Source organism: Pseudomonas sp. W5-01 (genome assembly GCF_046540435.1).
Taxonomy (GTDB): Bacteria; Pseudomonadota; Gammaproteobacteria; order Pseudomonadales; family Pseudomonadaceae; genus Aquipseudomonas; species Aquipseudomonas graminis_B.
Window position 1 is genome coordinate 927768 of sequence record NZ_JAXCIP010000001.1, and the last position, 17169, is coordinate 944936.

The window sequence follows — 17169 nt, forward strand, 5'->3', positions numbered from 1 at the left end:
GGGGCCGAGCCAAGACGCGACAAGCATCCCATCCATCACCAGCTCTACGTACAACGGAAAAGAGCATGAAATACTCAGCTGCGTTGGGATTCACAGTGTTTCTTTCCATTTTTGCATGCAGTGCAAGCGCCGATTCTGGTGGATTTCAATGTATGCATATGGCTGCAAGTTGCCTCATGACAGGCGTGGGATGCTGCGGCGATAGTCAGGGTGGTGGACTTGTTCCTTTTAAACCATCAGGCCCCGATCCCGATCCTGGGGTGGTGGTTTACCCAGCGGGATATCCACCGCGCTATGCGGGTGTTTCTGTAACCGTGCCAGCTACCACATGGCCGACACTGTTCAATTCCGTGACTTATAACGGAGTGATCACAGGCCCGGTAATATTCCGCACCGGCATCAATGTAGCTTGGTCAGCAGATGGGCCTTATGGAGCCCTGACAAATGGGGCTCCTGGCACTCCTGTTACCATCCATGTGTCAGTTCCCGTAAAATGGGCCAATCCCAGATTAACTGTTTGTGCCAGACGCGCGCATGTTACGAGTACCTATGGGAATCAGGTATGCCGTGTTTTTGCAAATGGCGCCTGTAGCTGTCCTGGCAATAATAATTGGGACATCTGCGGTTACTCGAATCCAATAAAACCTGTGATGGTGGCTGCTGCATCGACAGCGGCGGCATCGCTCGTCACGAGCGTTAGAGGATTTGTCACACTTGTGGCTGACAACGTGGCGGATTGTGGTCCAGCACCCTGAAACAATCGCCTGAGACGGGAGAACCCTCTCTAGAAGAACAACTCAAGCAGTACGAGACAGGTACATACGTGGTTAAGGTCGCAGCGACTAAGCCTGTTGAATCAGAACAGGTGCTTAGGGAAGCAGATGACGATGAGCCGGCAATGGATATTTAACGGATCGACAGCGAGAGCACTATGACCACCGATCTGACAGAAGACGAGATGCGTCAGGCTTTGTTTGGCTCAACGCCTGGTGCTGAGTCTGTGCGCGTTGCGCCAAAGCAGGAAGATCTGCCGACCGTTGGAGTCAGGCCTCCAGCGTCTGCTGCAAAGCGCAGGGCTCCTCCAGGGTTCACCCCAAGACTGCGGGTGACGTTGAGAGTTGGGAATGAGTTCGAAGGTGAGACTGAACTGATTGTCCACGAGGCCGACACGATGAGTACCCTTCAGGCCGAGCAGGATGCCACTAAGGCCGCTCGCAAGAAATTCAGATACGTGGAATTGGTCTCTATAAAGCCGATAGGTCAGTAATTCGCTGCGGCTGATCAGTATTTGAGGCGGCAATCCTTGAGCATTTCTGCTGCGTTTAGCTGCTGCTGAGCGCATACGTAATGATGTTTCTAATGCTACCTAACTAGCGGTGAAACCGTTGGGGTTTCGCCGGACAGAACCGCAGGAGGCCTCTGGCTATCTCATGTTGGAGGGTGCTCTAGAGACGAGATTCGGTAGTGTTCCTTGCGAAATTTTCATTGACCGCATGCTTCGCTCTTTTCCGAGGGTCGTTCTAAGGGCGCCCCTTCCAGCGGAACTGCTTCCAGTTGCTCCGCATATCGGGGCCGATGGATTTCTCTGCTACGTGGCAGAAGAGACCGTGGTCTTTGATTTGTATAAACCTGTCACTCAGATCATCGCTTCGCTGAAGCGCGCCGCGACAGTGCTCGATCAGATCATGGCTCAAGAAAGAGTCGATGATCTGGAGGAGGAATTTTTTGCGTTCTGGCGTGGTGACTATTGCTACACAGACTTGGCAAATCCGAATTCAGAAGACGTCGTGCTGCTTTCGCTGGGCAGTGGCCAAGGATTTGCGTTGACCGATGACGCGAAGCGCACGGCGGCAAAGTTTTCTTATCGATCCGGCCGAGTTACGAGCCATCTGAATTTAGCTTCGAAAATCGTCACTAGGGTGCGGCCTAAACCGGCAAGTGGTTCTTGGCCTCCAACGACTGTGAGCGAACTGCTCAACTGGCAATCAAAGCTGGATTATCCGTGCCGCGGGAAGATTCTGAATCGGGTGGTCAAAGCTTATCGTGCCGGACAAGATGATGTACTCATAATCATCCATTCACCAAGCCTGCAATACGGTTTCTTCGTGAGGCAGTTACAGAAGCACAAGCGTGCCTCCAAGTCGGACCAGCGAATCCCTATCTTTGATGCCTCCATAGAAATCATACAGGTGGTCAGGATGGACGACAGGTACATCGTTGAGCGGAACATCCCTGGGCACAAGACCTTTGCTGACAGGAAAATAGCGCTGGTGGGCTGCGGAACCATCGGCGGTTATCTGGCTGATTTACTGGTTCGGGCGGGAGGAGGTATGGGCTCGGGAGAGCTGGTGCTGATCGACAATCAGAAACTTGCGCCAGGGAACATTGGCCGTCACCGTCTTGGCATCAACAGGCTTGAAAAAAATAAGGCAGAGGGGCTGCAGTCTGAACTGAGGACGGCCATGCCCTCGGCAAAGGTCAAGGCGTTGCCTCTCGATGCGTTCACCATTGATTTCACTGGATTAGACCTCGTGATTGATGCAACCGGGGAACAAGGATTTGGCAGTTGGCTGGCTGGGCGGCAGGCATCCGGATTTCTGCTCAACAATGGAATGGTAATCCCACTGCTTCATGTGTGGATCGAGGGAGCAGGAGAGGCTGTCCGTACGCTCTTTAAGCGGTACGAGTCCGAGGGGTGTTACCGTTGTCTTTGCGACTACGAACTTGAAAAACAATTTCTTGCTGTGCCTGGAGGTGCGCGGCCAGTCCTCGCGGGAGGAGGATGCGAAGGGCAGTATGTTGCCTATCCCGCGTCCGTCTCTGTTCAAGCGGCTGCCTTGGCGCTAGAGGCTGTGCTGGCGTGGGCAAATAAGACACCTTGGGCGCCTCTGTCAACCCTTGTGATCAGCCGATTGCGTGTGGCTCCGGACGGTGATCTTACAATCCTGCCCAAACCAGGATGCCCAGCATGCGGTTCATGAGCACTTGGAAAGATCCGAATAGCGAGCGTCTTGTGTATTTCGCGCCAGAAGTAATCGCCGTCTTTGGACAATACGTTCAGGGCGATCAAGATGCAGAGGCCGGCGGTATCTTGCTTGGCCACGTTCGGGGTATACACCTTGAGATTATGGAAGCGACGGTCCCCACGCCCAAAGACCGCAGGCTCAAGTATTTTTTTGAGCGATTGCTCCACGGCCATCAAAGCATTGCAGAACGCCGATGGAGAGAAAGCAATGGGCTAATCAGGTATGTAGGGGAATGGCACACGCATCCTGAGGATCATCCTACGCCCTCAGGTTTGGATATCGCAGAATGGCAAAGGCTTGCCTCTGATAGGCGGGATAGGAGGCCGATGTTGGCGACGATTGTTGGACGGGAAAGTCTGCGAACAGAATACATGCAGGCGGGCGGTGCTCGGTGCCGGTTGTATTCCTTGCCGTAAAAACTTCACCCCATTCCGGCTCGCGATATCGGTCGAAGAGAAAGTTTTTGATCGTAAAGTCGCGGCCGACAATACAGCTCAGCAACTCGGACAAGATGACGATCTAGGATCAGCTCCTCCAGTGGTCGACCGCAGACTTCCAAACGACGTCGGAAATGTCCGCACCAAGCCATGTGATGCTTGGGCGCAGTCTGCTATTGCCTCGAGGGCATCGAGGTGGGTCGCGCTCGGCGGCATGCTGAGGAAAATCGAACTGATACGGCTGCAATCCGCAGTCCTACGGCATGCGAAGCATTCAGGAGTTTTGAAACTCCTATGAAGATGCGCGACATCCACCGATCCCGCGCACTCGTGTAAGTCGTCGATATTCTGCGTGATCACAGCTACGCTCCGGCCTGAAGTTGCCAGGCGTTGTATCGCGACATGGGCAGCGTTTGGCTTCGCTTGATTCATCTGATTACGGCGCCACAGATAGACCCCCCGGACTACAGCAGTGTTTTCACGAAAGGCTTTAGCTGTCGCCAGTTTCTCGGGGTCGTGAGTGGACCAAAGCTCGGTTAGCTTGTCACGAAACGTAGGTATTCCACTCCGCTGAAATACCAGCACCAGTAAAAACACGATACTCTTTGCCGCCTTCAACGCAGCGACTGACCGGTCCATATCAGGCATGCAGCCGCTCCTGTGAAAATCGAAATTGAGGATATCACTGGCGGTCGGCTGCATTTACACATACACCCCGTGGTGAATCTGCCAAAGGTAACGCTCAACCGTAGCGAACCCAACTGACGTTTCGATTAGCTCAACCGGTGTAAGTCCCGATAAATATCTCGATGGTCGGCACAGCCAGTCCTCCGCCATCGCGTGTGTACCAAACACTGCAATCGCCTGCTCGAGCGTCTTAGCGAACTGGAATGCCATTGCGCTCTGTTGGGCATTGAGTCGATCCATTCCCAAGCTGGAACTCAGCGGATGGTTAACCTTCCGCTGAGACCTTCCCAATATCAGGCCGATCACATTTCGTTTCGTGTACAACGTTGAGCTGGACAGCATCATCTGCACGTCCTGCAACGCAAACCCTTCTAGAACGAGTTTCACTAGATCCACGTCCCCAAGCTCCTCAAGTGGGCGCTTTGTCAGTGTCTCTGTCGGCCCCCGAGCCTGGCGAGCTCGGGGAGTAGAGTCCGGTATTAGAAATTTCATCGCACACCTTGCAGGTTTAGACGGGGTAGCCTGCTACAGGATCCGATCCTTTGCGGCTTACACACTGATGGCGAACACGCTATCGGGGTTTCTCGAGGTCGGTTGCAGCGTCGAAGATCACCTGTATCAAAGTGGCATTCTCTAAAACCCCCGATCCAGAAAGGGCATAGCAGTTACCTCCGTCGACCTCGAATGCCTCACATGGACCGCCTAAGCTGGGGGATTCGAGGACAGATATTTTTTTGACGGGCTCCATAAGCCAGCGATCAGTACCATTCATGTGCGCAGGGGTGACAATTTGGACCTGTTCAACCCTAATCCGAGAGGTTTCACGACGCACTAGAGACACTACGTCCTGTGCATGCTGAATCATAAGCATGCACGTATCCTGCTCGACCGCGCCAATCCGAACCACGCTTAGGTAAAACCATGGGTACATGAGTTCCTGCTCAATGTATGGCCAGATTTGCGTGTCGCCATATTGAGAATCGCCGAGGTCGGGTAACTGAATCTCAGAGCTTCGGTAGGTAGTGAACATAAGCCCCTCCAAAATGAACACTATAGATTGTAGCCCTATAGGACTCAAGAAGGCTTCATCGTTCCTTTTGTGAGTCTGAAAATTGGAACTGAATATCGCGTTTGGACAGGCACTTCGGGACATCCGCAAGCAACGAGGCCTCACCCAGGAGGATTTCTCGGACGTTAGTAGTAGGACGTATCTGAGTACCCTAGAGCGCGGCTTGAAGAGCCCTACGATTGACAAGGTGAGTCAATTAGCTAACGTCCTGAGCGTGCACCCAGTCACGCTTATCGTTGCAGCGTTCCTTATCCAAGAGAGATCAGTCACTCGTAGGGACCTACTCCAACAAATCGACACGGAGCTTGAGGAGCTCGGCATCCGTTAGAACGTGTCGATCGATGGGCGGGGGAGACGAGGACTGGTCTGGTCTGCCTTGGCGATTGTTAACTGGCGCTGACTTCGCAACAAAGAGTTCCAATTTTTCGCCGTAGGTTCGCCGTAGGATAGCGACACGGTTTGGCGATTGAGCGTCTAGGTTCGAGCCTGTTCTAATGGAAAGTATCGAACTTCGGAGGTCACAAGACAGCGCGTTTGAGGACGTCGGTATGATTTAGGCAGAAAAGGTGAGGGATAGAGCAGGGCGCTGGCTTTGACGATGGCAAACCGTCGACCAGTTCATCGCCCAGATAAATTCTGAGACTAATGAGTCACTCTACAGATGCTTCACTCTTGAAACTAAGACTCCTAAATAACGGCTTACTATGCCATCACTGAAGATGGGGCGAAATATACCAGGAGGATAAAATATGACAGTCAGAAACACCGAGCACACTACACTTGATCAAGTAAAATATGCGGTAGCGGAATTAGATCGCAGTGACTGCTTCGCCAAATTTCCTGATCGATTTAAAGCGATAATTATGGCTACCTACACAGAGCTGATCGATGAAGTAGAAGCCGAAAAGCGTAAAAGAATTGTAGAAATTCAAGAGCTTGAAAAAGGTCTACGAGCTCGATGGGCCGTTCACATCAGAGAAAAAATTAGAGCTGTTCGAAGCCTTGAGGCGGAGGTCCAGCACTCCGCCAACATGAGAATGGAGTTAAAAGATGTAACCGCCAAAGCCTGGAAAGATCAAGAAAAAATCACTGATTTGATCGCGCGCTTAGTAAAAGCAGAGTCGGAAAATAAGTATTTTCTAGAAACCATTGAAAACTTACAAAAGCGGTGCGAAAACCTGAAAAAAAACATAGAGCACTTTGATGCTCAAGCTTTACAACAAAGAGATTCAGATTCTCAAATGTATTCGCAGAGGATTTCAAAACTAGAGCAAGACTTAATGAGTAGTCAAGCTCAGGTATTGGAGCTCTCAAAAGAACTATTGTCTGGTAGACACGGAAGATCGACGTGAAGTCCAACTTTCCAGCGGGATGGAATGCGAGCGAGTGCACTACAAAGGTGGCGAGATCACGATGCCGTCTATCACTGGTGCAACTCCATGCGCAAGTTCACTGCGTGCTCACCACCGGTGTCCGCCAACGCAGAGGGGCGAGAGCCTCTTGATAGAGATTTTCAAGATTGGCTTGGGTTTGGCAATGGCGCACGGCATACCAATCTTTACCAGTCATTGACGATAGAGGACTCGACAGAGGGAGACAAAAACCGTGCAGGCTTCTGATTCCCTTGTATTTATTGGCAATAGATAATTTTCTGTTGCCAATGATTGAGCCTGACACGATTCTCTGACACCACGCCCAGCGGCGTAATGTCTTGTTACGCATAATGTATATTATGTTAAATGATGTGTCAGGGTGACAAAGCTGTAAATGTCACCACCTGTGACGAGCCTGAAATTTTGAGAAGCAAGGACATTTAAAAAAATACAATACTTTCATAGGGCTGCGCATTTCGGTCTTTATTTGAGATCCACTGCTGGCGCCTGTAAAAGATAATATCCGATTCCTATCCTGAAAAAATTCCGACTTAAATAAAGATAAGATTTTATCAGTGGTTGAAAAAAGCTTTCTAGCTCAATGGGTTATAATCTGCTGACGACCCCAAAAAAGATAGTTCCTGAAGACAATAAAAATGATAACGACTGGAATTTTTAGCCGTGACAGTGCGCTTGCTAGAATGAGTTTAAACGACTAGCCTTTGACCAAATACGTAAGGAGGTGGAACTGGAATGCGGTCGCCGAGCCCTATCTTCTCAGGATTCGATAACATCACTAAGGATGCCGATTCCTATTATCTTCGGCATCCTGATGTTCGACGATATCTTTTGGATTTTGATGAGTCACTTGACGCGCTTCGCTATGCTGAATTAGGCCGAGAATTTATATCGGAACTTATAACTGCGAATACTACAGTCGAATCACCAGCCTTATTTGGAAGCAGCAGATTAATTGTTGAGCGCTTGCTTCTATGGTGTTGGGAAATACAGAAAATCTCCGTATGTGCAGTGGAGTCTGACGAGTTTAAATCTTTTCTATATTTTAATTCTTCTCCTCCTTCTGCATGGATTGGAACGTCGCCTCGCCACCGGTTTGTGTATGACGATGATGATGAGGAGTATTTAATAAACAATAGATGGCGCTCTTTTTGCGTTAGGTCAGATGGTTCGATGCTGCCTACAAGATGTAATTTAGTAAGTATATGCTCGATATCTTCGGCTTTCTTTGATTTTTTGATTAGTCGAAAAATTCAAACTCACAATCCTACCATAGGTCTCGCCCCATTATTTTTGGAAGAGCTGTCAAGAGATAGTGGTGCAATTGGCAGAGGTGTTGGAGCAGCTCATCTTGACTTTGTTGTCTTATCAGCTGCAGAGTTATGTGAGCGAGACGCAGAATTTGAGAGAGCACTTTTCGTCATAGCAATGACAAAGTACTTGCTAGTTCCAGCAAGGGCGTTGGCAGCGACCAAAAAGCACGTGCCTTCTATGGGGTGTTTTGTAAAAAAGGATTGTTGGTATTATGAAGGGAATGATCAAGGTATATCTCGCAGATCAAAATTACCGCTCGAGTTCGTTCCCTACCTCGAGCGTTACTGTATTAGCAGACAGGTATCGTTGTCGTCGCATAATCTGGAAAGAGAGCCTCTGCTCATAACAAAGCACGGTCGCTCGGGTGTTTCGCTGAGACAAATTAGAAATATTGTGAAAGACGTTTTAACACATGCAGAACTGATGATGATCCGTTCCGGACATTCGAGGTCGGACGCAGCGATCCTAAGGACTGCAACACTTTATTCACTTAGGGATGCAAGTATTAGAAGTTGCTTGGCGGAGCGAGGACTTTATGAGACCCAGCAGCTACTAGGGAATGAAAGTGTGTGGCCAGTAATTCAGCGCACTTTCAGTTTCGTTGAGCCGTTCAGTGGAGATGCCGATAATTTTCAAGGAAATAAATTTTACTGATCAGGTCGGGTTGTGAATTTTAGCATTTCAAATGCTGCAACCACTGTCGCAAGAACTCTAATTTATTGCCGTAGCGTGAGTATGACTACCGCCCTCCTCCTAATACTAGATTTTCCGCCTTTGGGGATTGGCGGAAATTGCGAGGTCCGTCTGCGTCGAAAAGTCAGGGGTGTCGCTATCTGCATCGCGGTATCAGTCCTCGGTATGAGCTTCAGATGCAAGGGTAGTCAGGATCACGTCACGATTACACCGGAGATGGGAAATTGCACCGCACCTGACCATCATTAGCATTAGAACTGACCGGGTCCTTCCATTGAATTTGACAAGCGAAGTTCGCACCTGCGACTGGTTGGAATCGATCTGTTCCAGGCCTTTGCGTCTTGCGATAGTCAGCCACAATGCGCTGTCTGTATCACAAATCCTTGAGAGCAAATCCTGTAGCCAGGCCAAGATCAATGAAAGCTGACAAATCTCATGACTGCCCCATCCCTATCGATGCTATCGCAGCATTCGACGGATTGACGTTGTAGGTTTGATGAGTCTTATCATCCATGCAAAATGCCACACACCTCATCGCTCGCGGCATCCAGGACAGTGCCAAGGTCGGTTCGTATCAACTCTTTCGGCTGTCTTCCACCGAGGTGGGAATTAGAGGAGCCGAACCAGAAAGCCATCCCCCAAGCATCTTTGCGCGTCGCCAATATCTCAATGACAGCCTTTAGTGCAGGGACTACCTGGTAACCCCCGCTAGCGTCAAAAGCGTAGGTAGGGAAGTAATCTACGCCTTCGTAATTTATGGAAAAAATTTGACCCTCACTCATCAAGCTGTAAACTTTAGTCTTCAGCTCATCAACCGTCTGAGCGGTCAACTCACTCAATTCGGCAACTGTCAGCCAGTCCCCGGAAGATATAATTCGTTGCCTGCCTTCCTCTACGAGTATGGCGATTCTCAAAGTGTTGTTCATAGCGAGTTCCTCCCATAGCAACCAGCTGTTTCCCAAGGTCGATAAAATATGTTTTCGGGTTTGCAGACGGAGGGTTCAGGCCAATATGAGCTGACCGGTTATCCTTCTCCCCTCAATCGTTGCACTTGGTGCTCAAAATTCAGCGCGCTAACCAGTGCATCCCTGATCGACCGCTAATCGCCTTTAGTGCTGGGCTGATAGCGGCCCATCGCAGATCTTTGGTTTCGGCAGCAATCGGCCAAGTTTCGCAGCCTCTGGATCGTTTCTATACGCGAATTGGCGTAGCCATAAATCGGTCCAAATCAAAATAAAGTGTAGCTCACGCTAAGAGCACTTGCAGGCTGACTGACAAAATCGTCATGAGTCTGAATTGATCGGCTCTGCGATGAGCCCGTCAACTGCCTCGCCATCAACACCACCATTCGCTTACATCACGCTGACGGATGGCTCCATTCGCGGCTATAAACGCAAGGGTAGCGCTGCAGTGCTAATGCGTAGTTACCGGCGGTAAAATATCCGCATATGCCTAAAATCGGCACTCCTGTTGGGGTCGTCGATGTCTGACCCACAAGCCAGTGCCACACTGACCCCAACCAATCATCCCAACCTCAGCATTGGTACGGTTCATGAGCTAGAGGCTTGGATCAGTAATGTTTCAGCATCTGGTCAATCCTATGCCGGGGATGATAGGTTGTTCTAAGTACCAGAAAGGCGCCCGATAGGTTCATGTTCGACTCCAAATTGCAAGGCCGCATCAAGAAATCTATGACCTGCTTCATTGGGTCTATTTTCCAGCATGCGCCGGGATTCGGCCTCTAATCGAGCCTTTAAAAGCCACTTAGAAGTTTTGAGTTTACGTCTTCCTTTCATGGGCACCACTTGTGAATACTGTTGGGAGGGAACGTCGTCGTCGCGTTCTTCATACACAATCGCCGCCAGCGATGATTAGCGTGAAGTAGATGATTTTACAAGAAAAAAGTATCCGCACCCTCCTCCCCTTTTGGACTCACCTAGGTCGCCTCTGGAATTGAGCTACGGCACCGATGAAGAGCCAACGACTACTCAGTGGCATCCTCCGCGTCAGGTAAATTCACCGCGTTGAGCATTTGAGTGATGATGATAGATAACCAGCCTTGGTGGGCGACGAGCTCTGGATCAACGTCACCATCCGCATTGGGCGTTTTATAGAGTGATCTCCAGCCCAGTATGTCTGCTGGGTCGACCCTTGCGTTATCTCTAAATACAGCCTTTGAAGCAAGCCGGTAGGCATAAGTATCTAAGCAAGGTCCATCCGCTATGCTTAGCTCCACTCGGCCAAAATCAAACACATTTTCAGCGATCCATCGCTCAGAGTCGTTAAATTCTGGGGGGACTGCCAGCAGGACACCAACGATAGCCTTGTCTGAATCAGGCCGATCCAGTTCATTGACCAGGTCGATGAGGTTTTGGCCGGAAATCCGCTTGATAATCTCTACACCCTGCTCCGGCTGAGAGACGTTCGCCACTGCGACAATGAGCATCGTTGAGGGACGTCGCCCATTCCACGTGGCAGATAACTCACGGGCACTCATCTGTACTCCTGCCATAGGAACCTCACTAAATGAACACTATAGATTGTAGCGCTATAGAGCTCAAGAAGGCTTCATCGTTCCTTTTGTGGATTAAGCAAAATGGAGCTGCGGGAAGCGTTTGCCATCGCGTTGCGCAACACACGGATTCGCCACGGGTTGACTCAAGAGGATTTTGGAATCGTCAGCAGTAGGACATACCTCAGCACCCTGGAGCGAGGGCTCAAGAACGTAACTTTGGAGAAAGCATCGGAGCTTGCTGGCAGAATGGGCGTACATCCGCTAACCCTTCTTCTCGAAAGTTTTTTGCTCCTTGATCCTGATATGGATTTAGACTCGTTGCTTGAACGTATCCGACATGAAAGCCTTTCCTCTCAGCTCCGCAAGTCCTAAAAAGAAGCCGGCTAGGCGAAACCTCAGGGAATTCTTATGGCCGCCACCGACGCAGCTTGTGAGGGACCCCGAAGTCCTGATGCAGGCGATCGCCGAAGTGGGCCTATTCTTGGAAGGTCGACCTGAGTGCATCATCACCCGACCTATCCATAGCCATTTCGAAGGCGTAGAGCTCAGCGTCGGAAGAGGCAGTCATCGCTGGTAAGCGAGAGGAGTTTTACACTACGCCAACGACGAAAGCGTGGTTGGCCGCCTCGGGCGCACCTTCATCGACAGTGCCGATGCTAGAGCGCCCCAGGGCCCCAGGGCCCCAGGGCCCCAGGCCCAATTTTTAGCGCAATCCAAATCCCATTCGTTTCAACTCTTCAACCAGCTCTTCGCGACCATGCAGGCTGGAGACGCTTCGCAGCCGGTTCACCACCTGCTCTGACCACCCGGAAGCTTTCATGCCTTCCCGCTGATAGAACGCACCCAGGCGCTCATCGTATTCAGCAAGCACGCCCTCCGTAAGCGGCCAGCGAACACACCTTCAAAAATCCGGAATTAAGGGCGATGGTGTCCGCCTATTTTTAAGCGGACGCGATCACCCTTATCGCCAGGATTTCCATGCGCCAACGAAGCTCCTATCCCAAACCCTTCAAGGCCCAGGTCGTGCAGGAATGCCTGAAACCCGGTGCCTCAGTTTCCAGCGTCGCCATCAGCCACGGCATCAATGCCAACGTGATTCGCAAGTGGCTGCCGATTTACCGTGATAAACCCGTCGCGCCGCTTCCCGTGTTTGTACCGCTGCAACCGATGCCTAAACGGCCCGCTGATGAAGCCGTGGTCATCGCACTGCCGCTGGGCGACAAATCCATCACGGTCAAATGGCCCATCTCCGACCCGGACGGCTGCGCACGTTTTATCCGCAGCCTCTCGCAATGATACGCATCGACGCCATCTGGCTAGCCACCGAGCCCATGGACATGCGCGCCGGCACCGAAACTGCGTTGGCCCGCGTGGTCGCTGTGTTCGGTGCGGCGAAGCCGCACTGCGCTTATCTGTTCGCCAACCGCCGGGCCAACCGGATGAAGGTGCTGGTGCACGATGGCGTGGGCATCTGGCTTGCCGCGAGGCGTTTGAACCAAGGCAAGTTTCACTGGCCTGGCACTCATCGCGGCTTGGAAGTCGGGCTCGACGCTGAACAACTTCAAGCGCTGGTGCTCGGTTTGCCATGGCAGCGAGTTGGCGCTAACGGCACAATCACAGTGATTTAGCCTTGCTTTTCAGCTGTGGCAGGTGGATCGCTTTGGTAAAATCCACGGCATGACTTCCTCGCCCAATCTCGACTAAATGACACCCGAACAACTGCGCGCACTCGCTGCGCAGTGGGGTGAATATGCACTGCTACTGGAGTTCAAAATGCCAGAGTTGCCCCTGAAAACCCAGTGCACGCCAAGCACAAATCGTCGAGTAAGAGGTTGGGAACATGAAGCTGTGCTCAAGGAGATGCAACGCCGCCTGAACCAAACACCGGAGTGCCACTACAATTTTGACGCCCGGTGACCCCGGCCAGCGCTAAGATAGAAGCGGCACGTAGTACCGTTCAAAAGCGCCGCTGCATCTCATCCTGGCGATAGAAATTGACGATTTGCGGATGAGTATCCGGGCGCACGCACATGATGACGTGATGCAGGACTTCACCGCTTGCAGAGTAAAAGCTGCGATTGAGCAACAGGATAGGTTGACCAGGCAGCAACTCAAGCTTGGCTGCCGCATCGAAGGGAGAAATGATCGCAGAAGTGACCTGTCCGGCCCGCACAGCACGCGCACCTGCGAACTCTTCGGCCGATCCGCGAGCAAGGTTACAAAGGTGAATATTCGATCCTCACCGGCTTCCAGCTGACGTTGAAAACCTGGGAAGGTGGTATCGGGCTTGCTTGGGCCTTCATGAATGCTTCAGATTGTAAGAAGGTAAGAGGTTCGAATGACGACGCTATTGAAAACTAATGGGCGACTCTGTATTTTCAAGATGCAAAATGTTATTAATCTCGCAAAGCGTCTCAACCGGCTTTGGAAGTAATCGTATGCGCTAAGGGGCATGAGATTATCTCTCAGGACAAATAGGCGAGAGCAGCTTGGAGCCCTTACTTATGAAAGCTGAACGGCTGTTGCGTGGACAGGACGTCTGACAATCAACATCAAATAAGGACTCCAAGCTAATCTCGAAGGCGACACGCCATTGGTCAGCGAGAAGTTTTTTTGCAAATAGCGACGTCGCACTTTGACCAAAGTCTGAGATTCCGTCAGGAGACTTGGATACAGGTATCCGGTTTTTAGAGTAAGTACGACCACGGGCATCACGTCGAACTGACGGTCAATCGGCCGACCGAAAAGGCGGAAATTCAATTCGAAATATGCGTGAGAGGCGTCATGATTTTGCCATTACAAATTGGTATGCAGGAAGGCGGAAAAGCCTGAACGATTTCGATTTTGTTGTCGCTTGCCCAACGTAAAAGACTTGGTAGAAAGTCCATAGGCTGGGGACCTTCATGACCACTGGGACGATCATGGAGGACCATAAGTGTCCAGTCATTTTCGAGTATATCGTTCTTTGCCTGACTCAACCACGCATCAGCGGTATCCACATCTACCTTTCTATCCAGCGGAACACTTGTCCAAAGAACCACAGTAGCGCAAGAGTCCACAATGTAGTCGATTGCCTCTTTATTTAATAGATGAGTTCCTAGCTTCCCACGGCCATTCGGCCTGAAAAACCGCTTTTCGTGTAAAAGGCCATCCAGCAGATCATCCATATCCTCAATTTCTTTCCTCGCGCGCCCCTGCTCAGTCTGAAGACCAAGAGGGGTACCGTGGGATAAAGTATGGTTCCCAATCCAATGCCCTTCCGCTTTGGCCCTCAAAGCTAGCTCTAGGCCGCCGGGAGACAGCAGGCTCTTGCCAACCAGGAAAAAAGTTGCCTTGACCTGGAATTCATGCAATACGTCAAGAACATGCTGAGTGATCCCCGGCGTCGGCCCATTATCAAACGTAAGAGTTAACCTCGGCATGGCATGCCTCCGCACATTTATAGTTGACCACTTTTCACTCGCTCCGAGAAAAAGTGGTCGCGATTCTGTCATTTAAATCAACGCTGGGTAAGAGCCACCGTCAAGATGTATATTCTGCCCCGAGACATATCCTGCCAGGTTACTGCACAGGAAGGCACACATCGCACCAAACTCCCTTGGCTCGCCTAGCCGGCGGGCGGATATACTTTCAACCTGACGACGTCGCGCCTCGTCATAATCAATATTATCGCGAGACATTGCGACACGGGCCATCTGCTCTTGTCTAGCGGTATCGAACCGCTCGGGAAGCATATTATTGATCGTGACATTGTAGCGCGCCAGTTCAATTGACAAGCCTTTCATGGCGGCAGTGAGGCCTGCACGAGCGCCAGCAGACAACGTCATATGCGGCCTGGGGGTGGTAACCATCGCCGACGTGATGTTTATGATCCTGCCAAACTTACGTTGCTGCATCGAGGGAATAACAGCCCTGGAGAGTTGTAGCGGCGCAACCATATTGGCCTCTAATACCGCCATCCAACGCTCTTCATCGAAGTCAAGAAATGCTCCAGGAGCCGGACCCGCGTTATTATTGACTAGGATATCCGGATGCGGGCAACTATCTAGGAGAACGCGCCTGCCCTCCGTTGTTGTCACGTCGGCAGCAATACCGCTAACCTTTCCACCTGTGCTGGCGCGCAGTCTTTCTACCGCCGCCTGTAGCCTTTGCAGATCACGCCCATTAATGAAAACCTCGACGCCCTCTAGAGACAACGCCTCAGCACAAGCATACCCCAGCCCTTGTGTCGATGCACAAACCAATGCCACTTTATTACGAATTCCGAGCTCCATGGCAAACACCTTGTTTTTTTATGCATTAATCAGAAAATCAGACTGAGCGGATTTGATCTTTAGTCACCAAGGCGCCGTCAATGACTTCATCAACAGACTCACGCAATACAGTGTTGGATAACAGCCCAACACCCTTGATGTCAACGACAATGTCGTCACCTGCTTTCATCCACAACTGGGGCTGCCGAGCCATTCCCACGCCGCCGGGAGTGCCCGTTACAATAACATCGCCTGCACGCAACTCCGTAAATGTGGAGCAATAAGCGACCAACTGCGGCAATGTGTAGATTAGGTTTCCCAACGTACCGGACTGCACAAGCTGTCCGTTCAGTCGTGTTTCAATAGTCAATTGCTCAACATCCGGAATTTCATCTTTAGTAACAAGCCATGGCCCGAAGGCGCCAGTAGACGGAAAGTTTTTACCGGGATGAAACTGCGAAGTGTGCTTCTGAAAATCACGGATACTAGCATCATTATAACATGCGTAGCCGGCAATGACTGAAAATGCATCTTCCTCCGGAACCCGCCTGCATGTTTTTCCAATGACAATGGCGAGCTCACCTTCATAGTCCAACATCGTAGATTCAGGCGGAAGCAAAATAGGCGCTCCATGACCTACTTGACTAGCTGCATAGCGTGCAAACACAGTTGGATAACCTTGTTTTTCCCGACGCGTCTCCAGTCGATGTTCTTCATAGTTCAAACCGATGCAAAGAATTTGTCGGGCATTCGGAATGACTGGATCGAATGTAACATCAGAAATCGAGTAGTGAGGCGCAGGGTCACCCTCGATTAGCTTATCGATCGCTTCAAACGCCTGCCATTCGATGGCGTCTCGCAGCGTATCATACTCGGGCATGTGCGACTTCAGATCATAAATGCCGCCCGATACTAGAGCGCCCCAACTGGATTCCCCAGCCACACTATAACTAGCCAATCGCATTACGACCTCCTTTTAATATTTTTATTCGCGGTGCCTAAGGGTATTGTTTGGGGTTACGTCACCAGCTATCCATCTATCCAAATCTGAACTCGCATGGGCTCGCTGAAACCCCAGGATCTGGTCTAGATCTTCTGGATCGACAGCAAACTCCAATTCCAGCCCATCCGTTGTATTTATGTAGAGAGATCTACAGTAGCCGTGATCAATTTCGCGAAATGGGATGCTCGCTGCTGTAAGATTTTGCTTTATTACATCTTGTTTGGCAGTGCTGACCTTTAGCGCCAAGTGCTCAAACCTGCTCACGATCGGCGGAATTGGCGCCTGGCATTTCTCAAACATGGTTGGATCAGCAAACTGAAAAAATGCAAGTGCGCTGCCGTCGCCTAGCGCGTAGAAGGTGTGGCAAAATACGTGCTCTTCATCCAACTCTCTTAAGCGTGATTTTTCAATCCACGTCGCGACAAGTGGAAATCCCAGAACCTCCTCCATTAAATAACGTGTTTTCGCCTGGTCGCGTACGACGCAGCCAAAGTGATGCAACCTTGTCAAATTCTCGTCCTTATGCGTCAGATTGGTCATAACCACCTCGCAATTCTCGTGTTGTTTTACGGACTTTTCGCAACCCTCTGCGCGACATACCCACTGTACTGACCCGCCAACGACGTGGTGGTCACAGCGGCAACCGGTTTTACGCCCACGAGAATTATTATGCACAGAAATTTATTTTATGCAATCATCGTCCTCGCCCTGGGCTTTCACCCAACGGCAGCCTCTCTACAGCGCGAGCAGACGCTCTGCAGCCCACGAGTGCGGCGACCCT

General features: G+C 50.9%; 20 protein-coding genes and 1 pseudogene. 11 read left to right on the forward strand and 10 right to left on the reverse strand.

What is annotated here, in order from left to right; translation table 11 throughout:
• The first annotated feature begins 65 nt into the window (after nucleotides 1-65).
• The 4 genes from SLW75_RS04025 to SLW75_RS04040 all read left to right on the forward strand — a co-directional run bounded on the left by SLW75_RS04025 (nucleotide 66) and on the right by SLW75_RS04040 (nucleotide 3442).
• The gene (locus tag SLW75_RS04025; RefSeq protein WP_410933591.1) at nucleotides 66-755 is read left to right on the forward strand and encodes a hypothetical protein; all 690 of its coding nucleotides are present in this window, start codon (nucleotides 66-68) and stop codon (nucleotides 753-755) included.
• Between the two features lie 176 nt (nucleotides 756-931).
• Nucleotides 932-1267: a hypothetical protein gene (locus SLW75_RS04030; protein ID WP_410933592.1), complete on the forward strand. Its 336-nt coding sequence runs from the start codon at nucleotides 932-934 to the stop codon at nucleotides 1265-1267.
• 226 nt (nucleotides 1268-1493) lie between these two features.
• A complete protein-coding gene (locus SLW75_RS04035) occupies nucleotides 1494-2981 on the forward strand; it encodes a ThiF family adenylyltransferase (protein ID WP_410933809.1) in 1488 nt (495 codons plus the stop codon).
• Complete coding sequence (locus tag SLW75_RS04040; protein ID WP_410933810.1) at nucleotides 2978-3442, forward strand: Mov34/MPN/PAD-1 family protein; 465 nt, start codon at nucleotides 2978-2980, stop codon at nucleotides 3440-3442. Before SLW75_RS04035 ends, SLW75_RS04040 begins: the two co-directional genes overlap by 4 nt.
• Before the next feature lie 78 nt (nucleotides 3443-3520).
• On the opposite strand, the gene SLW75_RS04045 is transcribed toward SLW75_RS04040, so the two are convergent.
• Both SLW75_RS04045 and SLW75_RS04050 read right to left on the reverse strand, forming a co-directional pair.
• A complete protein-coding gene (locus SLW75_RS04045; protein ID WP_410933593.1) occupies nucleotides 3521-4165 on the reverse strand; it encodes an SIR2 family NAD-dependent protein deacylase in 645 nt (214 codons plus the stop codon).
• Complete coding sequence (locus tag SLW75_RS04050; protein WP_410933594.1) at nucleotides 4166-4546, reverse strand: antitoxin Xre/MbcA/ParS toxin-binding domain-containing protein; 381 nt, start codon at nucleotides 4544-4546, stop codon at nucleotides 4166-4168. It lies immediately after the preceding gene.
• Nucleotides 4547-5262: 716 nt separating this feature from the next.
• Here SLW75_RS04050 and SLW75_RS04055 point away from each other — a divergent pair.
• The 3 genes from SLW75_RS04055 to SLW75_RS04065 all read left to right on the forward strand — a co-directional run bounded on the left by SLW75_RS04055 (nucleotide 5263) and on the right by SLW75_RS04065 (nucleotide 8578).
• A complete protein-coding gene (locus SLW75_RS04055) occupies nucleotides 5263-5547 on the forward strand; it encodes a helix-turn-helix domain-containing protein (RefSeq protein ID WP_369305699.1) in 285 nt (94 codons plus the stop codon).
• 421 nt (nucleotides 5548-5968) lie between these two features.
• A complete protein-coding gene (locus SLW75_RS04060) occupies nucleotides 5969-6571 on the forward strand; it encodes a hypothetical protein (RefSeq protein WP_369305700.1) in 603 nt (200 codons plus the stop codon).
• Between the two features lie 774 nt (nucleotides 6572-7345).
• Nucleotides 7346-8578, forward strand: a complete 1233-nt coding sequence (locus SLW75_RS04065) for a hypothetical protein (RefSeq protein WP_410933595.1) — start codon at nucleotides 7346-7348, stop codon at nucleotides 8576-8578.
• Between the two features lie 545 nt (nucleotides 8579-9123).
• On the opposite strand, the gene SLW75_RS04070 is transcribed toward SLW75_RS04065, so the two are convergent.
• Both SLW75_RS04070 and SLW75_RS04075 read right to left on the reverse strand, forming a co-directional pair.
• Entirely contained in the window at nucleotides 9124-9543 is a 420-nt protein-coding gene (locus SLW75_RS04070) for a hypothetical protein (protein WP_410933596.1), read from the reverse strand.
• Between the two features lie 1058 nt (nucleotides 9544-10601).
• Nucleotides 10602-11114, reverse strand: a complete 513-nt coding sequence (locus SLW75_RS04075; RefSeq protein WP_410933597.1) for a hypothetical protein — start codon at nucleotides 11112-11114, stop codon at nucleotides 10602-10604.
• A 99-nt stretch (nucleotides 11115-11213) separates the two neighbouring features.
• Between SLW75_RS04075 and SLW75_RS04080 the strand changes: the two genes are divergently transcribed.
• A complete protein-coding gene (locus SLW75_RS04080) occupies nucleotides 11214-11504 on the forward strand; it encodes a helix-turn-helix domain-containing protein (RefSeq protein ID WP_410933598.1) in 291 nt (96 codons plus the stop codon).
• A 331-nt stretch (nucleotides 11505-11835) separates the two neighbouring features.
• Here the strand turns inward: SLW75_RS04080 and SLW75_RS04085 are convergent, their stop codons facing one another.
• Nucleotides 11836-12003, reverse strand: coding sequence for a hypothetical protein (locus SLW75_RS04085; protein WP_410933599.1), 168 nt, complete (start codon nucleotides 12001-12003; stop codon nucleotides 11836-11838).
• A gap of 107 nt (nucleotides 12004-12110) precedes the next feature.
• Between SLW75_RS04085 and tnpA the strand changes: the two genes are divergently transcribed.
• From tnpA to SLW75_RS04100, 3 genes and pseudogenes are all read left to right on the forward strand, one after another.
• Nucleotides 12111-12428, forward strand: a complete 318-nt coding sequence (tnpA, locus tag SLW75_RS04090; protein ID WP_410933600.1) for an IS66-like element accessory protein TnpA — start codon at nucleotides 12111-12113, stop codon at nucleotides 12426-12428.
• A complete protein-coding gene (tnpB, locus tag SLW75_RS04095) occupies nucleotides 12425-12760 on the forward strand; it encodes an IS66 family insertion sequence element accessory protein TnpB (RefSeq protein WP_410933601.1) in 336 nt (111 codons plus the stop codon). The genes tnpA and tnpB overlap by 4 nt, the downstream gene beginning before the upstream one ends.
• Before the next feature lie 101 nt (nucleotides 12761-12861).
• A pseudogene (locus tag SLW75_RS04100) lies at nucleotides 12862-13022 on the forward strand (IS5/IS1182 family transposase); the annotation flags it as partial.
• 67 nt (nucleotides 13023-13089) lie between these two features.
• Here the strand turns inward: SLW75_RS04100 and SLW75_RS04105 are convergent.
• From SLW75_RS04105 to SLW75_RS04125, 5 genes are all read right to left on the reverse strand, one after another.
• Nucleotides 13090-13362, reverse strand: coding sequence for a UTRA domain-containing protein (locus tag SLW75_RS04105; protein WP_410933811.1), 273 nt, complete (start codon nucleotides 13360-13362; stop codon nucleotides 13090-13092).
• 526 nt (nucleotides 13363-13888) lie between these two features.
• Complete coding sequence (locus tag SLW75_RS04110) at nucleotides 13889-14554, reverse strand: polysaccharide deacetylase family protein (protein ID WP_410933602.1); 666 nt, start codon at nucleotides 14552-14554, stop codon at nucleotides 13889-13891.
• Between the two features lie 72 nt (nucleotides 14555-14626).
• Complete coding sequence (locus SLW75_RS04115; RefSeq protein WP_410930703.1) at nucleotides 14627-15406, reverse strand: SDR family oxidoreductase; 780 nt, start codon at nucleotides 15404-15406, stop codon at nucleotides 14627-14629.
• A 37-nt stretch (nucleotides 15407-15443) separates the two neighbouring features.
• Nucleotides 15444-16349 carry a fumarylacetoacetate hydrolase family protein gene (locus SLW75_RS04120; RefSeq protein WP_410933603.1) on the reverse strand — a complete coding sequence of 302 codons (906 nt, stop codon included), beginning with the start codon at nucleotides 16347-16349 and terminating at the stop codon, nucleotides 15444-15446.
• A gap of 21 nt (nucleotides 16350-16370) precedes the next feature.
• Entirely contained in the window at nucleotides 16371-16928 is a 558-nt protein-coding gene (locus SLW75_RS04125) for a VOC family protein (protein ID WP_410933604.1), read from the reverse strand.
• Between the last annotated feature and the right edge of the window lie 241 nt (nucleotides 16929-17169).

What these genes read in the sequence shown, in the direction of transcription:
- SLW75_RS04025 (WP_410933591.1), top strand. Translation starts at nt 66, where the DNA reads ATGAAATACTCAGCTGCGTTGGGATTCACAGTGTTTCTTTCCATTTTT.
- SLW75_RS04030 (WP_410933592.1), top strand. Translation starts at nt 932, where the DNA reads ATGACCACCGATCTGACAGAAGACGAGATGCGTCAGGCTTTGTTTGGC.
- SLW75_RS04035 (WP_410933809.1), top strand. Translation starts at nt 1,494, where the DNA reads ATGCTTCGCTCTTTTCCGAGGGTCGTTCTAAGGGCGCCCCTTCCAGCG.
- SLW75_RS04040 (WP_410933810.1), top strand. Translation starts at nt 2,978, where the DNA reads ATGAGCACTTGGAAAGATCCGAATAGCGAGCGTCTTGTGTATTTCGCG.
- SLW75_RS04045 (WP_410933593.1), bottom strand. Translation starts at nt 4,165, where the DNA reads ATGCAGCCGACCGCCAGTGATATCCTCAATTTCGATTTTCACAGGAGC.
- SLW75_RS04060 (WP_369305700.1), top strand. Translation starts at nt 5,969, where the DNA reads ATGACAGTCAGAAACACCGAGCACACTACACTTGATCAAGTAAAATAT.
- SLW75_RS04065 (WP_410933595.1), top strand. Translation starts at nt 7,346, where the DNA reads ATGCGGTCGCCGAGCCCTATCTTCTCAGGATTCGATAACATCACTAAG.
- SLW75_RS04070 (WP_410933596.1), bottom strand. Translation starts at nt 9,543, where the DNA reads ATGAACAACACTTTGAGAATCGCCATACTCGTAGAGGAAGGCAGGCAA.
- SLW75_RS04075 (WP_410933597.1), bottom strand. Translation starts at nt 11,114, where the DNA reads ATGAGTGCCCGTGAGTTATCTGCCACGTGGAATGGGCGACGTCCCTCA.
- SLW75_RS04080 (WP_410933598.1), top strand. Translation starts at nt 11,214, where the DNA reads ATGGAGCTGCGGGAAGCGTTTGCCATCGCGTTGCGCAACACACGGATT.
- tnpA (WP_410933600.1), top strand. Translation starts at nt 12,111, where the DNA reads ATGCGCCAACGAAGCTCCTATCCCAAACCCTTCAAGGCCCAGGTCGTG.
- tnpB (WP_410933601.1), top strand. Translation starts at nt 12,425, where the DNA reads ATGATACGCATCGACGCCATCTGGCTAGCCACCGAGCCCATGGACATG.
- SLW75_RS04110 (WP_410933602.1), bottom strand. Translation starts at nt 14,554, where the DNA reads ATGCCGAGGTTAACTCTTACGTTTGATAATGGGCCGACGCCGGGGATC.
- SLW75_RS04115 (WP_410930703.1), bottom strand. Translation starts at nt 15,406, where the DNA reads ATGGAGCTCGGAATTCGTAATAAAGTGGCATTGGTTTGTGCATCGACA.
- SLW75_RS04120 (WP_410933603.1), bottom strand. Translation starts at nt 16,349, where the DNA reads ATGCGATTGGCTAGTTATAGTGTGGCTGGGGAATCCAGTTGGGGCGCT.
- SLW75_RS04125 (WP_410933604.1), bottom strand. Translation starts at nt 16,928, where the DNA reads ATGACCAATCTGACGCATAAGGACGAGAATTTGACAAGGTTGCATCAC.